We start from the raw sequence: 17,933 nt of genomic DNA, 5'->3' as shown, positions 1-17,933 counted from the left end.
GGCGCTCATGGCGTTGAAGCCTCACAAATCTCTCCATTTTCAACGAGGGCTAGAGGCTCTATCCCTTGTGAGGCAGGGGGTCTAGCTATGTTGTCACCCTCTCAGATTGACCTGACTTGGCCCACATTTTTCGGCCGCGTCACGGCACCCTACCGATTTATCTCCTCAACCTGCCATTGCTAACGCGGACTTCTCGGCGAAGGTGACGAAGTTCGAGAGGAGTTTTAAGCCGCCGTCGGAGGATTTTTCGGGGTGGAATTGAACCGCCATGAGGTTGTCGCGAGCGATCGCAGCGGTGACAGTTTGGGAACCGTGGGTGACGGTGGCGGCGTTTATCGTGGCATCGGCAGGATCGACATAGTACGAGTGTACGAAATACATCCACGCCGGATCGGGGAGGTTTTGCCAGAGGGGGAGTTCCGGTTGAGTCAGTTCTAAGGCGTTCCATCCCATGTGCGGGATGGCGATCGCGGGTTCGTGGGTGAAGCGACGCACGACGCCGGGAACGATGCCCAAACCGGGTTCGGTTCCTTCTTCTGAGCGATCGAAGAGGATTTGCAATCCCAAGCAAATGCCGAGAAAGGGTTTTCCGCTGGCGATCGCGGCTTTAATCGGTTCGACGAGATCGCGCGATCGCAAATGTTGTACCGCCGGATCGAACGATCCGACTCCCGGTAACACCACCGCATCCGCGTTGTGAATGACTTGTGGCGAATCGGTAATTTCCGGTGTTGCCCCTGCGTTTTCCAATCCTTTACAGGCAGAGTGCAAGTTTCCCATGTCGTAATCGACGACTGCAATGCGAACCATAAGCGCGATGTTAAATGTATTGGAACGGGCGATCGTCTTCTATTTTCGCATTATCTCATCATCTCGATCGTACCCTCACCTCATCGAAATCTCCTCATCTTTCTCCCACTTCCGTTTCTTCCGTTTCGCCGAACACCGCCGAGGGATGGTGGTAGTACTTGAATTCGAGGAGATTGTGAAACGGATCTTCGAGGAAAAAGGTTTGATGTTCGGTGAGTTTCCCCGGAAAGCGGTGTTTCGGTTTTTGGTAAAACGTCAAATTGTGACGTTCGGCGCGATCTCGCAACGCTTCCCAATCCCGCAACTCGGAGAACACGAGGCCGAAATGACGGGGGTAAATTCCTTTTTGAGCGGTTTGCGGTTCCTCGGTAACGTGCGCCACTAGCTGATTTCCGTAGAGATTGAGAATCAAGGCGCTATCGGATTCTCGTCCCGGTACGCATCCCAAACCCTCGACGTAAAAGGCTTTCGTTTGTCCGATGTCGCTGACAGGAAACGCCAGGTGAAAAATAATGTCTTGTTGCATGACGGATACCGAAATAGATGGCAAGGCTTACTCTGCGGGATGTCAAGCCACATCCATTAAACTTGAAACCAACTCAGAATCACTCTCACGTCAGACAGAGTTCTGTGTCCGTTCGTCCTCTCACCTTTGCATTACTATCATGTGGTCTCAAGTTTCTAGCCTCAACCCCTGGATTGTCGCGGTTCTTTTAAACTCCCTGTTATCGGCGATCGCACTCGTGATTCCCAAAAAACTCCTCACCCCGGCGGGTTACGCTCACGCTTGGATTCTCGGTATTCTCCTGTGGGGATGTCTCGGATGGCGGGGTTACGCCGTGGTGATGTTTTATTTCCTCGTCGGTTCGGCGGTGACGCGAATCGGGATGGCGGAAAAGGAAGCCGCAGGAATCGCCGAAAAACGAGGCGGTGCGAGAGGCCCCGAAAACGTCTGGGGTTCGGCACTCACCGCCGCCATCTGCGCTGTGGCTTATCTCGTTATTAGCTGGAAACTCGGCGTGTCCCCCTTCTCCCCCTCTCCCCCTCTCCCCCTCTCCCTTCTGTTATTAGGCTACGTTGCCAGTTTCGCCACGAAACTCTCTGATACCACCGCCAGCGAGGTGGGAAAGGCTTACGGAAAACGGACGTTTTTAATTACTACGTTGCAACCCGTCGATCGCGGAACGGAAGGGGCGGTAAGTTTAGAAGGCACGTTAGCCGGGGTAGTGGCGTCGGTGGCGATCGCGGCTTTGGGATGGGGTATCGGTTTAATTGACAGTTTGGGGTTAGTTTGGTGTGTTTTGGCGGCGTTTGTTGCCACAAATGCGGAGAGTTTTATCGGGGCAACGTTGCAGGATGAGTTCGACTGGATGACGAACGAAGTGGTGAATTTCATCAATACCTTTATCGGGGCGGTGGTGGCGATCTCGCTGGGGTTAGCTTGGCAGTTTTGGTAAAGTTTTTTTGGTAATAAATAAAAAATGTGTAGAGCGATCGCACTCTAAAATTGAGTTTTTCGGGTTTCTTACCCGTGAAGAATTGACTCGAACGATCGTATTTACAGGCTAGGTGTTAATGCCTATTCTATCTTGTTGAATGTCATGACAACAGGGTGAGTTTTTTTGCGATTGAAATTTCGATCGTGCGAACGTATACTTACTGAATTTTGTTCGAGCTATTTCAAAGAGTTTACGTAATTATTTTTACGTATATTAGAATTTTTTTGAGATTTTTGAAATTGCTTTTCTGTAAAATTACTGAATTTACGCTTTCTTCTCAAAAGATTTATTAAAACTTTAAATACATTTCTAGTGAAAGCTATATGTTGAAACAAGAAAGTATTCAAACAAAATAAGCTGCGATCGCCCACCTCTACCTCCCCCCAATTATGACCGGCTCAGTCAAAAGTGTCGTTGTTTTCGATTCGCGCACCCCGAACCTCCAGCATCTGTGGGATGGACTCGCCTCTCAGGTGAACCGCTCCGTTCTCGACCCCAGCCGCGACGGACTCGAACAAATTCGGGAAATTCTACAGGCTTGCGCCCCAGTGGACGAGTTGCACCTAGTGGGTCACGGTGCGCCGGGGACGCTGTACCTGGGCAACCGTGTCGTCACCGCAGAGACGTTACAGGAGGCGGGACGATGGCGAGATGGGCTGGCTGAGAACGCTGAAATCTCCCTCTACGGTTGCGAAGTGGCGCGGGGCGATACCGCATTGTTGCAACGGTTGGCACAGTTAACCGGGGCGAGTGTGGCGGCTTCGCAGACGCGCGTGGGTGCGGCAGAACGCGGCGGACGCTGGGTTCTCGATGCTGTGGTTGGGGCAGTGCGAGGATCGATGCCTTGGACGGAGTCAGTGCTGGCAGCGTATCCGGGGGTGCTGAATATTATCGAAGTCGGGAATCAGGTCGCGTTGCAAGCCGCGTTCGATTCAGTGAATCCCGGCGATATTATTTCGCTGACGCGCGACATTGACATTAGCAGTCCGCTGATTCTGACGCGCGATGCCACGATTTACGGCAACGGCTACGCGATCGACGGAGGCGGATCGACCTACCTGATGCGGGGTACTGGGGGAAATCACGATCTTGCCGTCTACGACATTACCTTCCGCAATGGCTATGAGTACGATCCGGCGGCTTATCCGGCGGGGCTGAGCAACAACAGCGTTAATTTGGCGGGTTCAAAGGTTACGTTCGCGGACAATGTTGTCGTTGCGAAATATTCTCCCAGCGTTAGTATGAATGCTTTAGGAGCTGCCATCTACGGGGGAGGATCGATAGAACTAGCAGATTCAAAATTTATCGGAAACGAGACTTTACTGGACGGTGAAATTAAAGACCGGATACGGAATGAAGGCGTCATTTACTTCGGTTCGATCGATTTAAGCGATGTCTATGTCTTGGGAACAGCCATTTACGCGATCGGCTCAGATATTCGCTTACTCGACACCACCTTCAGCAATAATTACGGGTCTTCGGAGTTTGTGGTTATAAATGTATAGCATGATACAAAAAATTGAAGATTCGAGAGCCAAAACCCTTGAAATCTCGTGAAGTTAGTTTTTCTGTCACCCTAAACTCCGAAGAGCCATAATTACTACGACAAAGCCTATAACTATGGGATTCCTGTCGTTCGTGAGTTAGCCGATACAGGCAGCGAGCTAATTGCCCTTCGCAATAGCGTTAAGCTTTACGCCACGGGCGGAACCGATCTGAGTTCGATTTCCTCTGGTAGTGTATCTCGTCCCCAACTCAGCATTGCCAACGGCGGCACGTTAACCGAAGGCGCAGACGGAACTATTGACTTTACCCTCAACGCCGCGCTTCCTTACCCCCTCGAATTCAGCTACACCGGGTGCATCCCAGTTATGCAATAAGCAAAAATGCTTACCCTTAAAGAGCAGCATAAGAGCTAAGCTTTGGGCAGTTCATAACGAAACCGGTCAGACCCATGGATGCATCTAAGCAAGCCCGCCTCAAAGAACTCACTCAGGAGTTAGCCGAATTGCTCTACGAAGAGACGGCTCCAGAAGCCGTCAAGAGCTTGGAAGGGATAGAGAAAGCAGTGCGTGGGCATTGGCTAGAGCATGTCGGGCCAGAAATCGGTCTTTTTTTATCCGCACAAGTAGCGGCACAACGCGGGGACGACAGCGGGCAGTCGCCAGCATCGTCGGACGGCTAAGCATCAGCGAGCAGCAAGGTCAGCGCTTAGGGCTCAAAGCTCAGACCCGTTGGAGTCCCTATTTAGAGAAATGCTGTCTGCTCCTGAGTGCCAACGAATCCTACCAGCATTCAGCCGATGATCTGGGTGTGCTCACGGGTGTGAGCGTCTCCAAAAGTACTCAGCAGCGGCTCGTCCATCGCCAAGACTTCGAGCCAGAGATTGCCGATTGCGGCATCAAGGAGATGAGTATTGACGGGGGGAAAGTGCGCCTGCGCACCCCCAAGGGTGAGCCGAGCCAGTGGCGTGACTACAAGGGAGTGAACCTGCATCAGTGCAGTGTCGCTGCGTTCTTTCGAGATCGCGAGGGCTTAGTTGAGTGGGTCAACCAGCAGCCGTTGGCCTCTCCATTAGTGTGCTTGGGCGACGGGCATGACGGGATTTGGAATTTATTTGCCCAACTCGACCCGCAGATACAGCGGCTTGAGATTCTAGACTGGTACCACCTGATAGAGAATCTGGGCAAGGTGGGCGGGTCGCAGCGGCGGCTCGATGCGGTCGAAGCTTGTCTCTGGCAGGGGGATCTCGAGGGTGCCGTCAAGCTGTTCGATGATTGGCCCCATGAGCGGGTCGACCGGTTTATCGCCTATCTGACCAAGCATCGACACCGGATTGTCAACTACAGCTACTACCAAGCTGAGGGTATTTCAATTGGCTCGGGTGAGATTGAGTCAACGGTCAAGCAAATTGGGCGACGGGTTAAGATTTCAGGGGCTCAGTGGCACGAAGACAACGTGCAACAAGTGCTAAAGCACCGATGTGCCTACCTGAACCATCAATTCTCAGACTGAGTCTTGCAAGATTGGGATGCACCCGCTACACCATCGACGGGGTGACGACTACCGATGTATTCCCCCACAGCACCACCACCTACAGCGCTGACGTTTCTGCCCCGGACGACAACCTCTACAATCCCGGTCGAACGATTTCTGCAACTCTCAACAGCGGTAACGTCTACACCCGAGGCACCTCTAGCACCACCGTCGACATCGAAGACGACGAACCTCTCGTTAGCATTGTCGCCAACAGCAACCCCGCCGAACCGGGAACTGACGGGGAATTTGAAATTCAACTGGACAAACCTGCCCCTCAAGCCTTCAGCATTGCCTATAGCATCGGTGGAACTGCAACCAACAACGACGATTACGAAGCCCTCAGCGGTAGCGTCAGCGTTGCCCCAGGCGACACCAGCGCCACGATTCTAGTGGAAGTTTTCGACGATCCCGAACTCGATCCCGACGAAACCGTTATCGTCACCCTCACCCCAACGACCACCAACTACAGCGTAGAAAGCAGCGCCAACGAAGCGACGGTGACGATCGCAGACGACGAAATTGCGCCCACAGCAACGATCGCTTCAGTTCAAACGCCCAAAGAAGACGGGCCAGCGAACGCCAAGTTTACGATCGACCTCGACAATCCAGCCCTCGCTACCGAAATCCAAGGCGGCGTCAACGGCACGTTTATCTACTACAGCCTCACCGACGGAACCGCTACAGCAGGAGACGATTACACCACCACCACTGGAAAAGTCTTTATTCCCGGCGGCGACGATAGCGTCACCATCGAAGTGACCGTTGCTGACGATTTAGAATACGAATCTGGCGGCGAAACCTTTGACGTTCAACTCGAACCTCATCCCGATGGTTTGTACGTCCTCGGCACGAACGATAGCCTCACCTTCACCATCGAAGACGACGAGGAGATCCCCGAAGCCACCTTTACCAAACTCAGCGACCCCGCCGAAGCCGGTTCCGTCGCCGGACAGTTCCGAATCGACCTGTCTTCCGTCGCCTTGGCTGGCGGTGTCACCGTCGGTTACGAAGTCGTCGCTGCCAGCACTACCGCCACAACCGACGACTACGCCACCCTCAGCGGAACCGTCACGATTCCCGAAGGACAGACCCAGAAAACCGTTTCGATTTCCCCCGTTGACGATATCGCCTTCGACCCGGATGAAGAACTGACGATTCGCTTGAAACCCCTCACCGGCGAACTCTACACCGTCGGCAGTAGTAACAACGAAGTCACCTTCACCATCGCTGACAACGACGTCATTCCCGTCGCCACGCTGCAAAAAGTCAGCGACCCCACCGAAGAAGGCGAAACTCCTGGCGAATTCGAGATTAATCTGGGATCGATCGCCCTCGAAGGCGGTGTCACCGTCAGTTACGAAGTCGTCTCCGCCAGTACCACCGCCACCTCTGACGACTACGCAGCCCTCGCCGGAAGCGTCACCTTCCCCGAAAACACCACCCAACAAACCATTCAAGTCGTTCCCACCGACGATGGACTCTACGACCCCGGCGATACCCTCACCGTCAAACTCACCGGCCCCGGAAGCGAACTCTACGACATCGGCAGTGCCGACACCGTTACCTTTACCATCACCGATAACGACCACCTCTATCAAGTTCGTCTCACCCCCGAAGCCAACGCCAGCGAAGACGGTACGTTAGGCTATTTCCTCATCGAACTCGACCAACCTGCCCTCGATACTGGGTTGACCGTCGATTACACCCTCAGCGGTGGCGATGCCGTCGCCGACGACGACTACGTGAGCGTCAGCGGTAGCGTCACCGTCGCCCCCGGTGCCACCCAAGCGCGAATTCGCGTCGAAGCGATCGACAACCCAATCGACGCCCCCAACCGCACCCTAGAATTGAGTTTGTCTCCCGCTGCACCGGGACAAATTATCGAACCGTACCGCAACTATACCGCTGACAGTAGCGCCCAAACTGCCGTTATTGCCATCGAAGACAACGACACCGCCGGGGTTCGTCTGGCGGCACTCGGCAACACCACCAACGAAACCGGAACCACCGCCGAGATTGAAATTCGCTTAGAAAGCCAACCCACCGACCCCGTTACCGTAGAGTTCGCGTCCAGCGATACCAACGAAGGGGATTTAGATGTGGCGTCCGTCACCTTCGACCCCAGCGAGTGGAAAACTGCCAAAACCGTCACCGTGCGCGGCGTAGACGACGGAACCATCGAAGACGGCGATCGCCCCTACAGCATTACACCGACGGTCAGTAGCAGCGATACCGCCTACGACAGCTTGAGCCTGTCTCCGCTGAACTTCACCAACCTGGACAACGACGGCTATGGATTGTTGGTTTCGACCCCCAGTCGCATCGGCGAAGGCGGAACCAGCAGCTACACCCTGGCACTGACGCAACTTCCCAGCGAACCGATTCCCGTCGAAATCCTCGCTGACGACCAAACCGAAGTCAGCCTCGACGGTAGCACCTTTGCAACGAGCGTGGTGGCGAACCTGTCGGATACCAGCAACAAAACCGTTTTCGTCCGCGCGATCGACGATAGCGACGTAGAAGGACGGCACAACAGCACCGTTACCCATCGCTTCCTCGACCACACTGACCCCAACTATCCCACCGCAGCCGAAACCACGCCGGCGATCGTCACCATCGACGATAACGACAGTCCCATCGCCGGACTCGTCAACGCCGACGCCGCCACAGAACAAAGCGTGGTGTCCGGACGCTTCGGGGTGGTACTCGACCAAGACGCCCCCGCTGGCGGGGTGACGATCGCTTACCAAATTACGGCACAAACCGCAACCTCTAGCACCGACTACGCTGTTTTATCCGGTTCCCTCTTCATTCCCGAAGGCGCAACTGGAGGTGACATCATTGTCAATCCCGTTCAAGACAGCATCGTGGAAACGGGGGGCGAAACGATTACCGTCCAACTCATCGGCGGTGCGGGATACAGTGTCGATGCGGGGAACGCCAGCCAAACTGTCAGCATCTTCGACGACGACATCGCCGGGGTGCGGGTTCGCGAAAGTGGCAACGCCAGCCGGGTGCGGGAAAACGTTTCCGGGGACAGCTACACCCTGGAACTGACGAGCCAACCGAGCGACCCCGTCATCATCGACATCGACACCACGGGGGAGGTCACGCCGAACGTTACCAGCGTCACCTTCGATGCCAACAACTGGAACGTACCGCAAACGGTGCAGTTGTCGATGGCGAACAACGACGTTTCCGACGGCGATCGCACTCAGGTCGTCGCGCACAGTGTCAGCAGTGCCGATGGCAACTACGACGGAATGGCGATCGATAGTGTCACCGTCGAACTCATCGACGACGACGAACCGGGAATGGTGATGGCGGAAACGGGATTCAGTACCCGCGTCACGGAAGGGTCGGTGACGGACAGTTATACCGTGGTGTTGGAAAGCCAACCGACGGACGACGTGACGGTGACGGTGAACCAAGCCAGCGATTCCGGGTTGGAGGCGATCGCGCCGTTGGTGTTCACCGCCTCGAATTGGAGTTCGCCGCAAACCGTCAACGTGATGGTGGACGACGACTTTATCGATCGAGACGATCGCACCACGACCCTGACTCATACTGTCAGCAGTGCCGACAGTAACTATGACGGTTGGGTTCTCGACGACATCGAAGTGGCCGTCACCGAAGATGACGAAGCGGGAATGACGCTGACGCAAAGCGGCGGTACAACGGACATAACGGAAGGATCGATCGACGACAGTTATACCATCGTCCTCACCAGCGAACCCGTCGAACTTGTGACGGTGGACATTACGATCGACGGAACCTCGAATTTAGAGGCGATCGATCCCCTGGTATTCGAGCCGAGCGAGTGGAATATCCCCCAAACCGTCGATGTCACACTCATCAACGACGACATCGACGACGACGATCGCAGTGCCACCTTCCAACAAACCGTCACCAGTGCCGATCCCAAATACGACGGGTGGATTCTCGACGACGTCCCCGTCAACATCACCGAAGACGACTTCGTCGGCTTGACGATTCAACAAACCGGGTCGCGCAACTACGTCATCGAAGGTTCGGATAACCCCGACTTCATTGAAGTCATCTTCAACAGTCAGCCGATTTCCGATGTCACGATCGCCTTCGACACGGGAACCGAACTCGAACCGATTCCCGATTTAGTGGTGACACCGTCGGAGTGGAACACCATCTTCAGCATTCCCATCTTCGCCAAACAGGACGCGGAGTTTGAAGCCACCGAACTCGTCGATCTCGGCTTTACCGTCACCAGTGCCGATCCCAAATACGATCCGACGGGTGGTTTAACCGATACGATTCCTGCACCGCCACCGTTAGTTATCGAAGTGGCCGATCGCCAACTCGTTGGAAGCGAGACGGCGGACGGTTTGGAGGTGGTTATCGATCGCTTCGAGACGATGTTTGTCGAGAACTTGCGATCGCAAACCTTCCCCTTCCTAGCCGATCCTGTCGAAACGTTGGTTCCCGACCTGTTCTTATTCAAAGAACGCCTGCTGGCAGACTTGGCGGAGCTCGGCGCAACCGATGCCACCACCGCCAGCAATACCATCGTCAACGCTTTACAGGAGAGTTTCGAGGAAGCGGGTATCGATGTCGATCTGACGATTCAAGAAAACGTCGATCTCGAAGAAATCACCTTCGATATTGGCATGGCGTACCGCGATACCTTCAAAACTCCCATCAACCCCAACCTCGGACTCGACGAACTCAAATTCGACCTCGACGGCGACTTCGATGGCAGCTTCACCGCCGATCTCACCTTCGGACTGGGTTGGCACGAAAACTTCGGGTTCTACATTGATTCTGACAAAACCCAGTTCAACACGACTTTCGATGTCAACCCATCCAGCGGTTTTAAGGCAGAAGGTGGAGCGGGATTGTTAGGCGGGAAAGCCACAAACGACACCACCAATCCTACGGCGATCGATATCGATTACAACCTCTCGCTGACCGACCTCGACGACATCAACCAAATTCGCTTCCTCGACGCCAACAATAACGGGTCTTGGGATGCGATCGAACCCCTCGTCGAACAGCAAGATAACGGTTCCTTCCCCGCGTTACCGATATTCGGTCGCTTCGATCTCGACGGTAGCGGTGCTTACGAAGAACCCACCGAAGGCACGATCCTCACCACCGACAAACCCGACGACGGTAACCGCCTGACGCTGACTGAGTTACTGGAAAATGCCAGCCAGAAAGAACTGGCCAACGGTAACTTCACCGGCACTCACAACCTGGGACTCAACCTCGATACGGCGATTCCCGGCTTGCGCGACGCACCGATTCCCCGTTTCCTATTCGCTCTCGATGCTGACTGGGGAGCGTTAACCTACGATCGCGACAGCGACAGCCTGCAACCGTTACAAGCCATTCCCAACGTTGCCTTTAACAACTTCGGCATCGACGTGAGCAGCATTGGCGATTTCGTCTTACCCATTTTTGAAGGCATCGGTCCTTTCCTCGAACCCCTCGAATTCTTCGCTGACTTGCTCGATCTAAATATCGTCCCCGATCCCATCGGCGATCTGTTCGATACCTTCGATATCGGTCGCATCGGTGGTATTGATGTCACTCCCTTCAACTTTGAAAACTTCCTCGAAGGGATTGCGGATATTAATGTAAATTTGGGCGATTTCAAATTGGGAATTCAGGACTTCTTGCGATTCCCCGACTTGGTTGCCAACTTACCCACGGGCTTCTTTAACTTCGGCTCGTTCCAAATCTTAGCCCCCGAGCTTCCCGAACTCGATCTCAGTTTGCCCGATTTGAATCTGCCGCGTATTCCCTCACCGAGTTTGAATTTGGGGTCGGTGAATTTGCCGGAGGTTTCGGGTAGTTTCGATATTTCTCAATTCAGCAATAAGAAATCGATTAAATTCCCGGTTTTAACCGATCCAATTCAGGGACTTTATCTGATTCTCGGCAAGGAAGATGTCACACTGGCAACTTTAGAAACTCCCAAAATCGAAGCGAGTGGTTCCCTCGATACCAAGACCTCCATCTTTACCTCCTTTTTGGACTTCATCCCCGACTGGGTGGAAGCTCTCTTCAGTAGTGTCGGGAAATTTGAAGCGAACGTCGAAGCAGATTTCGACTTGCGTGCGGGGATGGGTTTCGGCTTCGATACCTGGGGCTTGTTCAAATGGGCTGCGACCGATTTCGATCCCGAACAAGCGGATTTGGTTCTCGATGGATTTTTTGTGAGCGATCGCGCTAACCCAGACGGAACTGGAAAGGATGTTAACGAACTCTACACGAATCTCAATCTCGATATTGGCTTAGAAGCCGGATCGCTTCTTTCGGTTTCTGGGAAGGGTGGCTTGGGTGGAAATTTAAGAGTCGATCTCGCCGATCCCAACGGTGACGGAAAAGTTCGTTTCTACTCCGAAGTTTTGCCGCAAATTGATTCTCTCAATCGATTGATTAGTGCCAGTGGTAAAGTCTCTGCATCGGGATCGGCAACCCTGAAATTTGAAATCAGCTATCCGAGCGTTCCTGATTTTTGGAATACCGATACTTGGTCTAAGGATCTCTATAAACTGAAACTCCCCCGAACCGATCTGTTTAAATTCTCAGTTGGGAAAGATGGTGTCAGCGTTGGGACGGCGTTCGACGGTCTCATTGAAGGGGCAGATGTTTTCTTCGATGCCAACTTTAACGGCGTACAGGACGACCTCGAACCGTCGACGATTACCTTCGGAGAAGGAGATTACAACCTCGAGATTCCCCTCGATTTGTTCGATGTCAACGGCGACGGCGAAATTGACTTGCGGGAAGGTCAAATCGTCGTGGAAAACGGCACGGATACCGACACCTTCGATAAACAACGGTTCCCGTTCTTCACGGCTCCGGAATGGACGGTGGCCTCGCCACTGACAATGTTGGCGTTGCGAATGGCGCAACCGGATCTCGACGCCATTGAAGCGCAACTCAAACGGTCTTTCAGTCTGCCCTCTGGGTTCGATTTACAAGAAGGAAATCCCTTCGTTGCCATTGAAGAGGGCGATCGCACTGGCGTCACGGTTCTGGTGGCACAGGGTCAATTGCAAAACCTGTTGATTCTGGGGTCGAACGCACTGCAAGGAGAAGGCGATCGCAACGCAGCAGCAAATGCGTTACTGGCGCAAGTCGGTCAACTCGTTCAGTCTGGCGGTTCGCTCAACCTCACGGATACCGCACAGATTACCGCGTTAATTTCCAACGCCGCCAGTGCGATCGGTTCCGGTGCAGATATTACCGAGGTGGTGACGGACATCCAAACCCGCAACCAGGCCATTGTCGAAGCCTCCTCTACCCCCATCGAAGAAGTCCGAGAAGCCATTGTGTCCAATATTGCCCTGGATGCGATCGACTCTAGCTATTACAACATCGCCGTCGATCCTTGGGCAGTTCTCCTCGGTAACGCCACGCCGATTCCCGACTCTGAAGGAGCAGCCGATCGCGTTCTCGATGCCTTCGACTTACCCAACGTCGATCTCGGCAGCTTCGATCCGTTTGAAGCGATGGAATCCGGAAATGCGATCGGCTTGCAAGTTTACGCCAAACAAGTGCAGATCAACGCCACGCTGACGCAAGTGGCCGACATTGCGATCGGTTTGGGGGTTGAAAACGCCGAAGACTTGGTGGTGACGAAATTCCTCGACATTCTCTATTCCGGGCAATCCCTGGCAGACATGGGTAACGTCGAAATTATCGAAACCCTGTTGCGTTCCACTGCTTCTGGCTTGTCCGGCAATTTAGTCAGTGCGATGGCGCAAATTGTCGCACAGGGCAACACCGACATCGACGAATTGGTGGCAGAAGCGGCAGAATCGGGAGATTTAGAAGCGTCTCGGTTGGGCATTATCGATCGCCAAGTTATCTTGCAAGGCGTCCAAGCGCAACTGTTGCAGTCGGTGGCGTCCGGTGAAATCGACATCAGCTTGTTCGATCGCCTGATGGAATTCAACCTCGACGCTCTCAACAGCTCCAGTCTCATCGAAAACATCCTCGAAGGCACCGACGGCGACGATACCCTCACCGGAGGCGACCTCAACGATTGGATTGACGGCTTCGCTGGAAACGACCTCCTGCAAGGCAACGGCGGCGACGACCAACTTTACGGACGCGAAGGTAACGATATCCTGCAAGGGGGAGAAGGTAACGACCTCCTGCAAGGGGGAGAAAACGAAGACATTCTGCAAGGCGGCGACGGCGACGACTTCGGGTCTGGGAACGAAGGTAACGACGTTATCGAAGCTGGCGACGGAGACGACAACTTCTCCGGCGGCGAAGGGAACGACAGTATCCTCGGTGAAGCGGGTGACGATTTACTCCGAGGCGATACCGGTGTCGATACGCTTTACGGCGGCGATGGAAACGACTTTATCGACGCCGGACAAGACAACGATGAGGTTTACGGCGATGCTGGCGACGACCTCATCGACGGTAGCGACGGCGACGACCTGATCTTCGGCGGCGAGGACGACGATATTCTCGTTGGTGGGGGAGGGATCGACAACCTGCAAGGGGATGCGGGTAACGATATCCTCTTCGGTAACAAACAGGAAGACCTTCTCGTCGGGGGTGAGGGGAACGACACCTTAGCGGCAGGAATGCAGAACGATAAGGTTGTTGGCGGACTCGGCGACGATTACGTTTTCGGCAACAAGCAGGACGATATCGTCGAAGGCGGCGAGGGCAACGATTACCTCGGCGGCGGACAGGATAACGATGTACTGTACGGTCAAGTCGGTGACGATACCCTCTCTGGCGATATGGGTGACGACCTACTCGTTGGCGGTGAAGGGGTCAACCGCTTCCGCTTCGGGAAAAATAGCGGTAACGACATCGTGGCCGACTTCAAAGATGGTATCGATGCGATCGCCCTTCCGCAAGAGTTGTTGGCTGAGGTTCAGTCGCGGACTGCGATCGCCACGAACGTCGCAGGCGGCGCACCTTGGTGGTGCAGAAAACTCCTGAAAGTGAGAGAGGGAGTGGATTTGAGAAAAAGGGGGTAGACAAAAAGAGGGGTCAGATGCGATGTTCGAGTTCCTCAACTAGCACATCAGCATCATGACCCCTCATCTCTATCGTCAACTTGAAGACCAGCTAAGTCAATGGGTTAAGCCCAAAGACCAACGACATTTACGAGGAGTCTCGGAAGTGGTAGCCGCCATCTTGCAATCGGGAAGTGCCTGCCTAAGTCACTGGCTACCCTATCTAGGCCACCGAAATTGTCAGGGGCGCAGTCACATGGCTCGCTTGGAGTACCTCCTAAACAATCCGGCGGTGACCTCTCAAGACTACTTTCAACAAGTCATGAAAGTGTGGCTGTCTCGATGGAAGGGCATGGAGGTGACTCTGGCCTTAGATACCAGCCTGTTCTGGAATCAATACTGTCTGATGGAGGTGAGTCTCGTCTGGGGAGGACGCTCGATTCCTCTAGCTCAAGAGGTCATCGAACATGCCAGCGCCAGCGTCTCCTTTGAAGCCTACCGTCCGGTGTTAGAGTCAGCTCGAGAAGTTCTTCCCTCGGACTGTACGGTCACTTTGCTGGCAGACCGAGGTTTCGAGCATCTGGCTCTAATGGATTGGTGTCAGCAGCATCAATGGCATTGGTGTATTCGCACTCAATCGGACTTGCTGGTGTCTTTGAAGAACGGTCGGCGTTATCCGGTCTCCCAACTGCTGCCCCCTAAGGAGGAAGCTCGCTTCTACCGCCATGTTACAGTTCGCGACGAGATTCCTTGTCATCTGGCCCTGGCCAACCTGTCTCAGGCGGGGGAAGCCGGGTCGTTGGTCACGGACAAAGACCCCTCTCTTCAAACCTTCTCGGAATACGGCCAACGCTTTGGTGCCATCGAACCCCTTTTCAAAGACTACAAATCGGCAGCTTTCGATTTATTGCGTTCTCGCCTGCGTTCGGCAGAGGCTCTGAGTCGGTTGCTGATGTTACTGGCTCTGGCCTATCTACTGGCAGTGCATCTGGCTCTTGTGGTGATGTTTCACGGGCAACGAAAGCGCCTCGATTGGCACAGTCAGCGCGGTTTGAGCTTTCTACAACTGGGGTTGCGCGAGATTCAGCGTCGCCTTTATCTCGGCTTGGGCTATCCTCTCTTAACACCTCTACCCAGGTGCAATCCTCCTACGGCTTGTGCCTCGAGGCGCAAGCGACGACATCTGCAACTCCGCCTTGAGTTCGCTCGGGTTTCTACCGCTTGATTTTCTCTTCTCTCCAGAACGGCTGCTTTTTGTCAATCCCTATGACCCTTCTGAGTTTTCTGCACCACTAAGGGCGGCGCACTCATCGAATTCAACGAAAACACCTCGGTCTTACTGCAAAACGTCGATGCATCACTCATTGAAGCCACGGATTTTGTCAGTGTGGTGTAGACTCTGTCTGAGGAACCCGAGTCTTTAACCTTCAACCCCTGTCGTAACGGCAGGGGTTTTTAAAGTTTATGCGATCGAAAACACGAATAAACTTCTCGGTGCTATAATCGTTCCAAACAATGCCAGTAAATTATTTTTCTTCTTTCGCAACGGAGGCTGTGGCTTCCAAATTTTCATTATCTCGACGCAAATTAGATACGTCGATTTTAAGACTCGAGATTTTCTTTCACAACAGTAATAGTTTGTGAAGATAGAAAAACTCTTAGTTTGGTGCATCTCATTTTTTGATTTTGGCTTGCTTTTTTTGAGAGTCAAATTTGGGTAAATCAAAAAAATAAAAATAAAAATTCGATGGGCGACTCGTAATCAGTACGCAAGTCAGTACTGTAAAACGCTGTTTGAGGTCGAAACCCAAAGTCTTGCTTTCTGAACTTCATATAACAATCATGTTTTACAAGCAAAATTGATGATTGTTGTTGGGTGCATCTCAAAAATGTAAATTTATCAGATCGGAGTCTCTACACTGAATTGAGCTGTTGTTGGGTTTCGCTATCTCTCCACCCATGGGCTGAGCGAAGCCGAAGTCCAACCTACCGCAAACTCATATTTTACAAAAGTGAGATGCACCCTTGTTTTTCAATCCGAACTTCGTAAAACTGTAAGTCTACGAATTTTCAGTTTTGCATTGTACAAAACAAAAGAAATCTAATAAATTACACAAAATTCATGCAAAATAAAATGAATTCAGAATACGAACAAACTACAAATTACATAAATCGAGTGTTAACTAAAGACGTGAAAAAAACAAAACATATATCCAGAAGTATTTCCGAAATTGAGAGACACTATCAAATTGAAAAAGAACTCGCTCAACGCTTGAAAAACTCCGCTTTTCAAGAACGGCAATATCTATACACACAACTTTACAACGAACTTTACCAACAAGTTACCGATCACCCTCAAATTACACGGGCGACCTCTCCAGATGTCCAAAAATGGATTATCGATCGAAGAATGTCGTTATTGAAACGGTTTTTAACGCCTGAAACGACCTACTTAGAACTCGGCCCCGGAGACTGTAGCTTATCTCTTGAGGTTGCCAAACAAGCTACTCAGGTTTATGCTGTCGATGTCTCAAAAGAAATTACCAAAAATTTACAGTTCCCCCACAACTTTGAATTCATTATTTCTGACGGTCGTAGCGTTCCAGTTCCCGAAAACAGCGTTGATGTTGCTTATAGCCATCAATTAATGGAACATCTACACCCAGAGGACGCACTCGATCAGCTCAAAAATATCTATCGTGCCTTAGCACCTGACGGTATTTATATTTGCATCACACCCAATCGTTTGTCTGGTCCTCACGATATTTCTAAATACTTTGACAAAGTTGCCACGGGCTTTCATTTAAAGGAATATACTTTAACCGAACTTCGCAGTATCTTTTTGCAAGCAGGATTTCGGGATGTTTTTTGGATAAAGAACAAAAATAAAATGTTTTTAAAACTACATCTCAATGAATCTATGAATATGCTTTTAAAAACTGTCGAGACTATCCTTGAAGTGTCTCCCTATTCACTTAGAAAGCTAGTCGCGAATACACCGTTGCTATTTCGTGGAATGACTGTGATTGGCATTAAGTAGAAGTCACAATGCTTCTATTGAAATTGTCCTGTAAGTGAATGTCTCGTTCGTCTACTTTGAAAACCTTCGGATACCCGTCGGCGATCGTACGAATCTCGAATCGATAAAATACACCCGTGTTAGAATTTCTGGAAAGCCTCGGGGGTAAATCTCGACTCACTGGGGACAGAAATGGCATCGAATCCGTTTTTTGTCGGCGGCCCGGTTCGACCGGAGTATTTTGTCGGACGGGAGTTAGAAGTCAACATCGCCTTCGACCAAATCGCCAAACGCGCACACGCAGCGTTTTACGGAAGTCCGGGGATGGGGCAAGGTGGACATTGCCCACCTGTCACTAAATCGAGGATTTAGGAAAATGGTATTACTCAAATTACTAAGCTGAACAGTAGTTTAGGGGAAGTGCTGACAGCGTATTGATAATAGTGAGATTTAGACTGACTTGACAGATAGTAGGAGTGGGTGTTCGTGCTAGACATTCCCCCTAATGGTGTTGGAATAGGTGTGAGAATTAATGAAGCGATCGATTTCTCGATAAATTGTTATCAAGTTGTAAATCCTGTGTTAACTTCT

Annotated in this window: 9 protein-coding genes; 7 read left to right on the top strand and 2 right to left on the bottom strand. The window is 52.3% G+C overall.

Annotated features, from left to right (window positions below; translation table 11 throughout):
- Positions 1 to 165 precede the first annotated feature (165 nt).
- On the bottom strand, positions 166 to 810 hold the full coding sequence (hisH, locus tag GEI7105_RS0120485; protein ID WP_017662288.1) for an imidazole glycerol phosphate synthase subunit HisH: 645 nt from the start codon (positions 808 to 810) through the stop codon (positions 166 to 168).
- A 94-nt stretch (positions 811 to 904) separates the two neighbouring features.
- Positions 905 to 1,360 carry a VOC family protein gene (locus GEI7105_RS0120480; RefSeq protein ID WP_342662849.1) on the bottom strand — a complete coding sequence of 152 codons (456 nt, stop codon included), beginning with the start codon at positions 1,358 to 1,360 and terminating at the stop codon, positions 905 to 907.
- A 115-nt stretch (positions 1,361 to 1,475) separates the two neighbouring features.
- Between GEI7105_RS0120480 and GEI7105_RS0120475 the strand changes: the two genes are divergently transcribed.
- From GEI7105_RS0120475 to GEI7105_RS0120435, 7 genes are all read left to right on the top strand, one after another.
- Positions 1,476 to 2,267: a TIGR00297 family protein gene (locus tag GEI7105_RS0120475; RefSeq protein ID WP_017662286.1), complete on the top strand. Its 792-nt coding sequence runs from the start codon at positions 1,476 to 1,478 to the stop codon at positions 2,265 to 2,267.
- A 431-nt stretch (positions 2,268 to 2,698) separates the two neighbouring features.
- Complete coding sequence (locus GEI7105_RS0120470; protein ID WP_017662285.1) at positions 2,699 to 3,814, top strand: DUF4347 domain-containing protein; 1,116 nt, start codon at positions 2,699 to 2,701, stop codon at positions 3,812 to 3,814.
- Positions 3,815 to 4,263: 449 nt separating this feature from the next.
- Positions 4,264 to 5,324, top strand: a protein-coding gene (locus GEI7105_RS0120460; protein ID WP_144053965.1) for an ISKra4 family transposase whose coding sequence is annotated in 2 segments (ribosomal slippage) — positions 4,264 to 4,420 and positions 4,420 to 5,324 — 1,062 coding nt in all. Because the reading frame shifts where the segments join, the coding sequence is not laid out codon by codon here.
- Positions 5,325 to 5,335: 11 nt separating this feature from the next.
- Positions 5,336 to 14,344 carry a Calx-beta domain-containing protein gene (locus GEI7105_RS31625; RefSeq protein WP_158413239.1) on the top strand — a complete coding sequence of 3,003 codons (9,009 nt, stop codon included), beginning with the start codon at positions 5,336 to 5,338 and terminating at the stop codon, positions 14,342 to 14,344.
- Between the two features lie 52 nt (positions 14,345 to 14,396).
- Complete coding sequence (locus GEI7105_RS0120450; RefSeq protein ID WP_026097821.1) at positions 14,397 to 15,548, top strand: transposase; 1,152 nt, start codon at positions 14,397 to 14,399, stop codon at positions 15,546 to 15,548.
- A gap of 909 nt (positions 15,549 to 16,457) precedes the next feature.
- Positions 16,458 to 17,363: a class I SAM-dependent methyltransferase gene (locus GEI7105_RS0120440; protein WP_144053964.1), complete on the top strand. Its 906-nt coding sequence runs from the start codon at positions 16,458 to 16,460 to the stop codon at positions 17,361 to 17,363.
- A gap of 171 nt (positions 17,364 to 17,534) precedes the next feature.
- Positions 17,535 to 17,714, top strand: coding sequence for a hypothetical protein (locus tag GEI7105_RS0120435; RefSeq protein ID WP_017662279.1), 180 nt, complete (start codon positions 17,535 to 17,537; stop codon positions 17,712 to 17,714).
- Positions 17,715 to 17,933 lie beyond the last annotated feature (219 nt).

The sequence above is a fragment of the Baaleninema simplex PCC 7105 genome (assembly GCF_000332355.1).
GTDB classification, from domain to species: Bacteria; Cyanobacteriota; Cyanobacteriia; order Cyanobacteriales; family Geitlerinemataceae; genus Baaleninema; species Baaleninema simplex.
The sequence above is the reverse complement of the archived record's forward strand: the minus strand, read 5'-3'. Positions and strand labels throughout refer to the sequence as shown.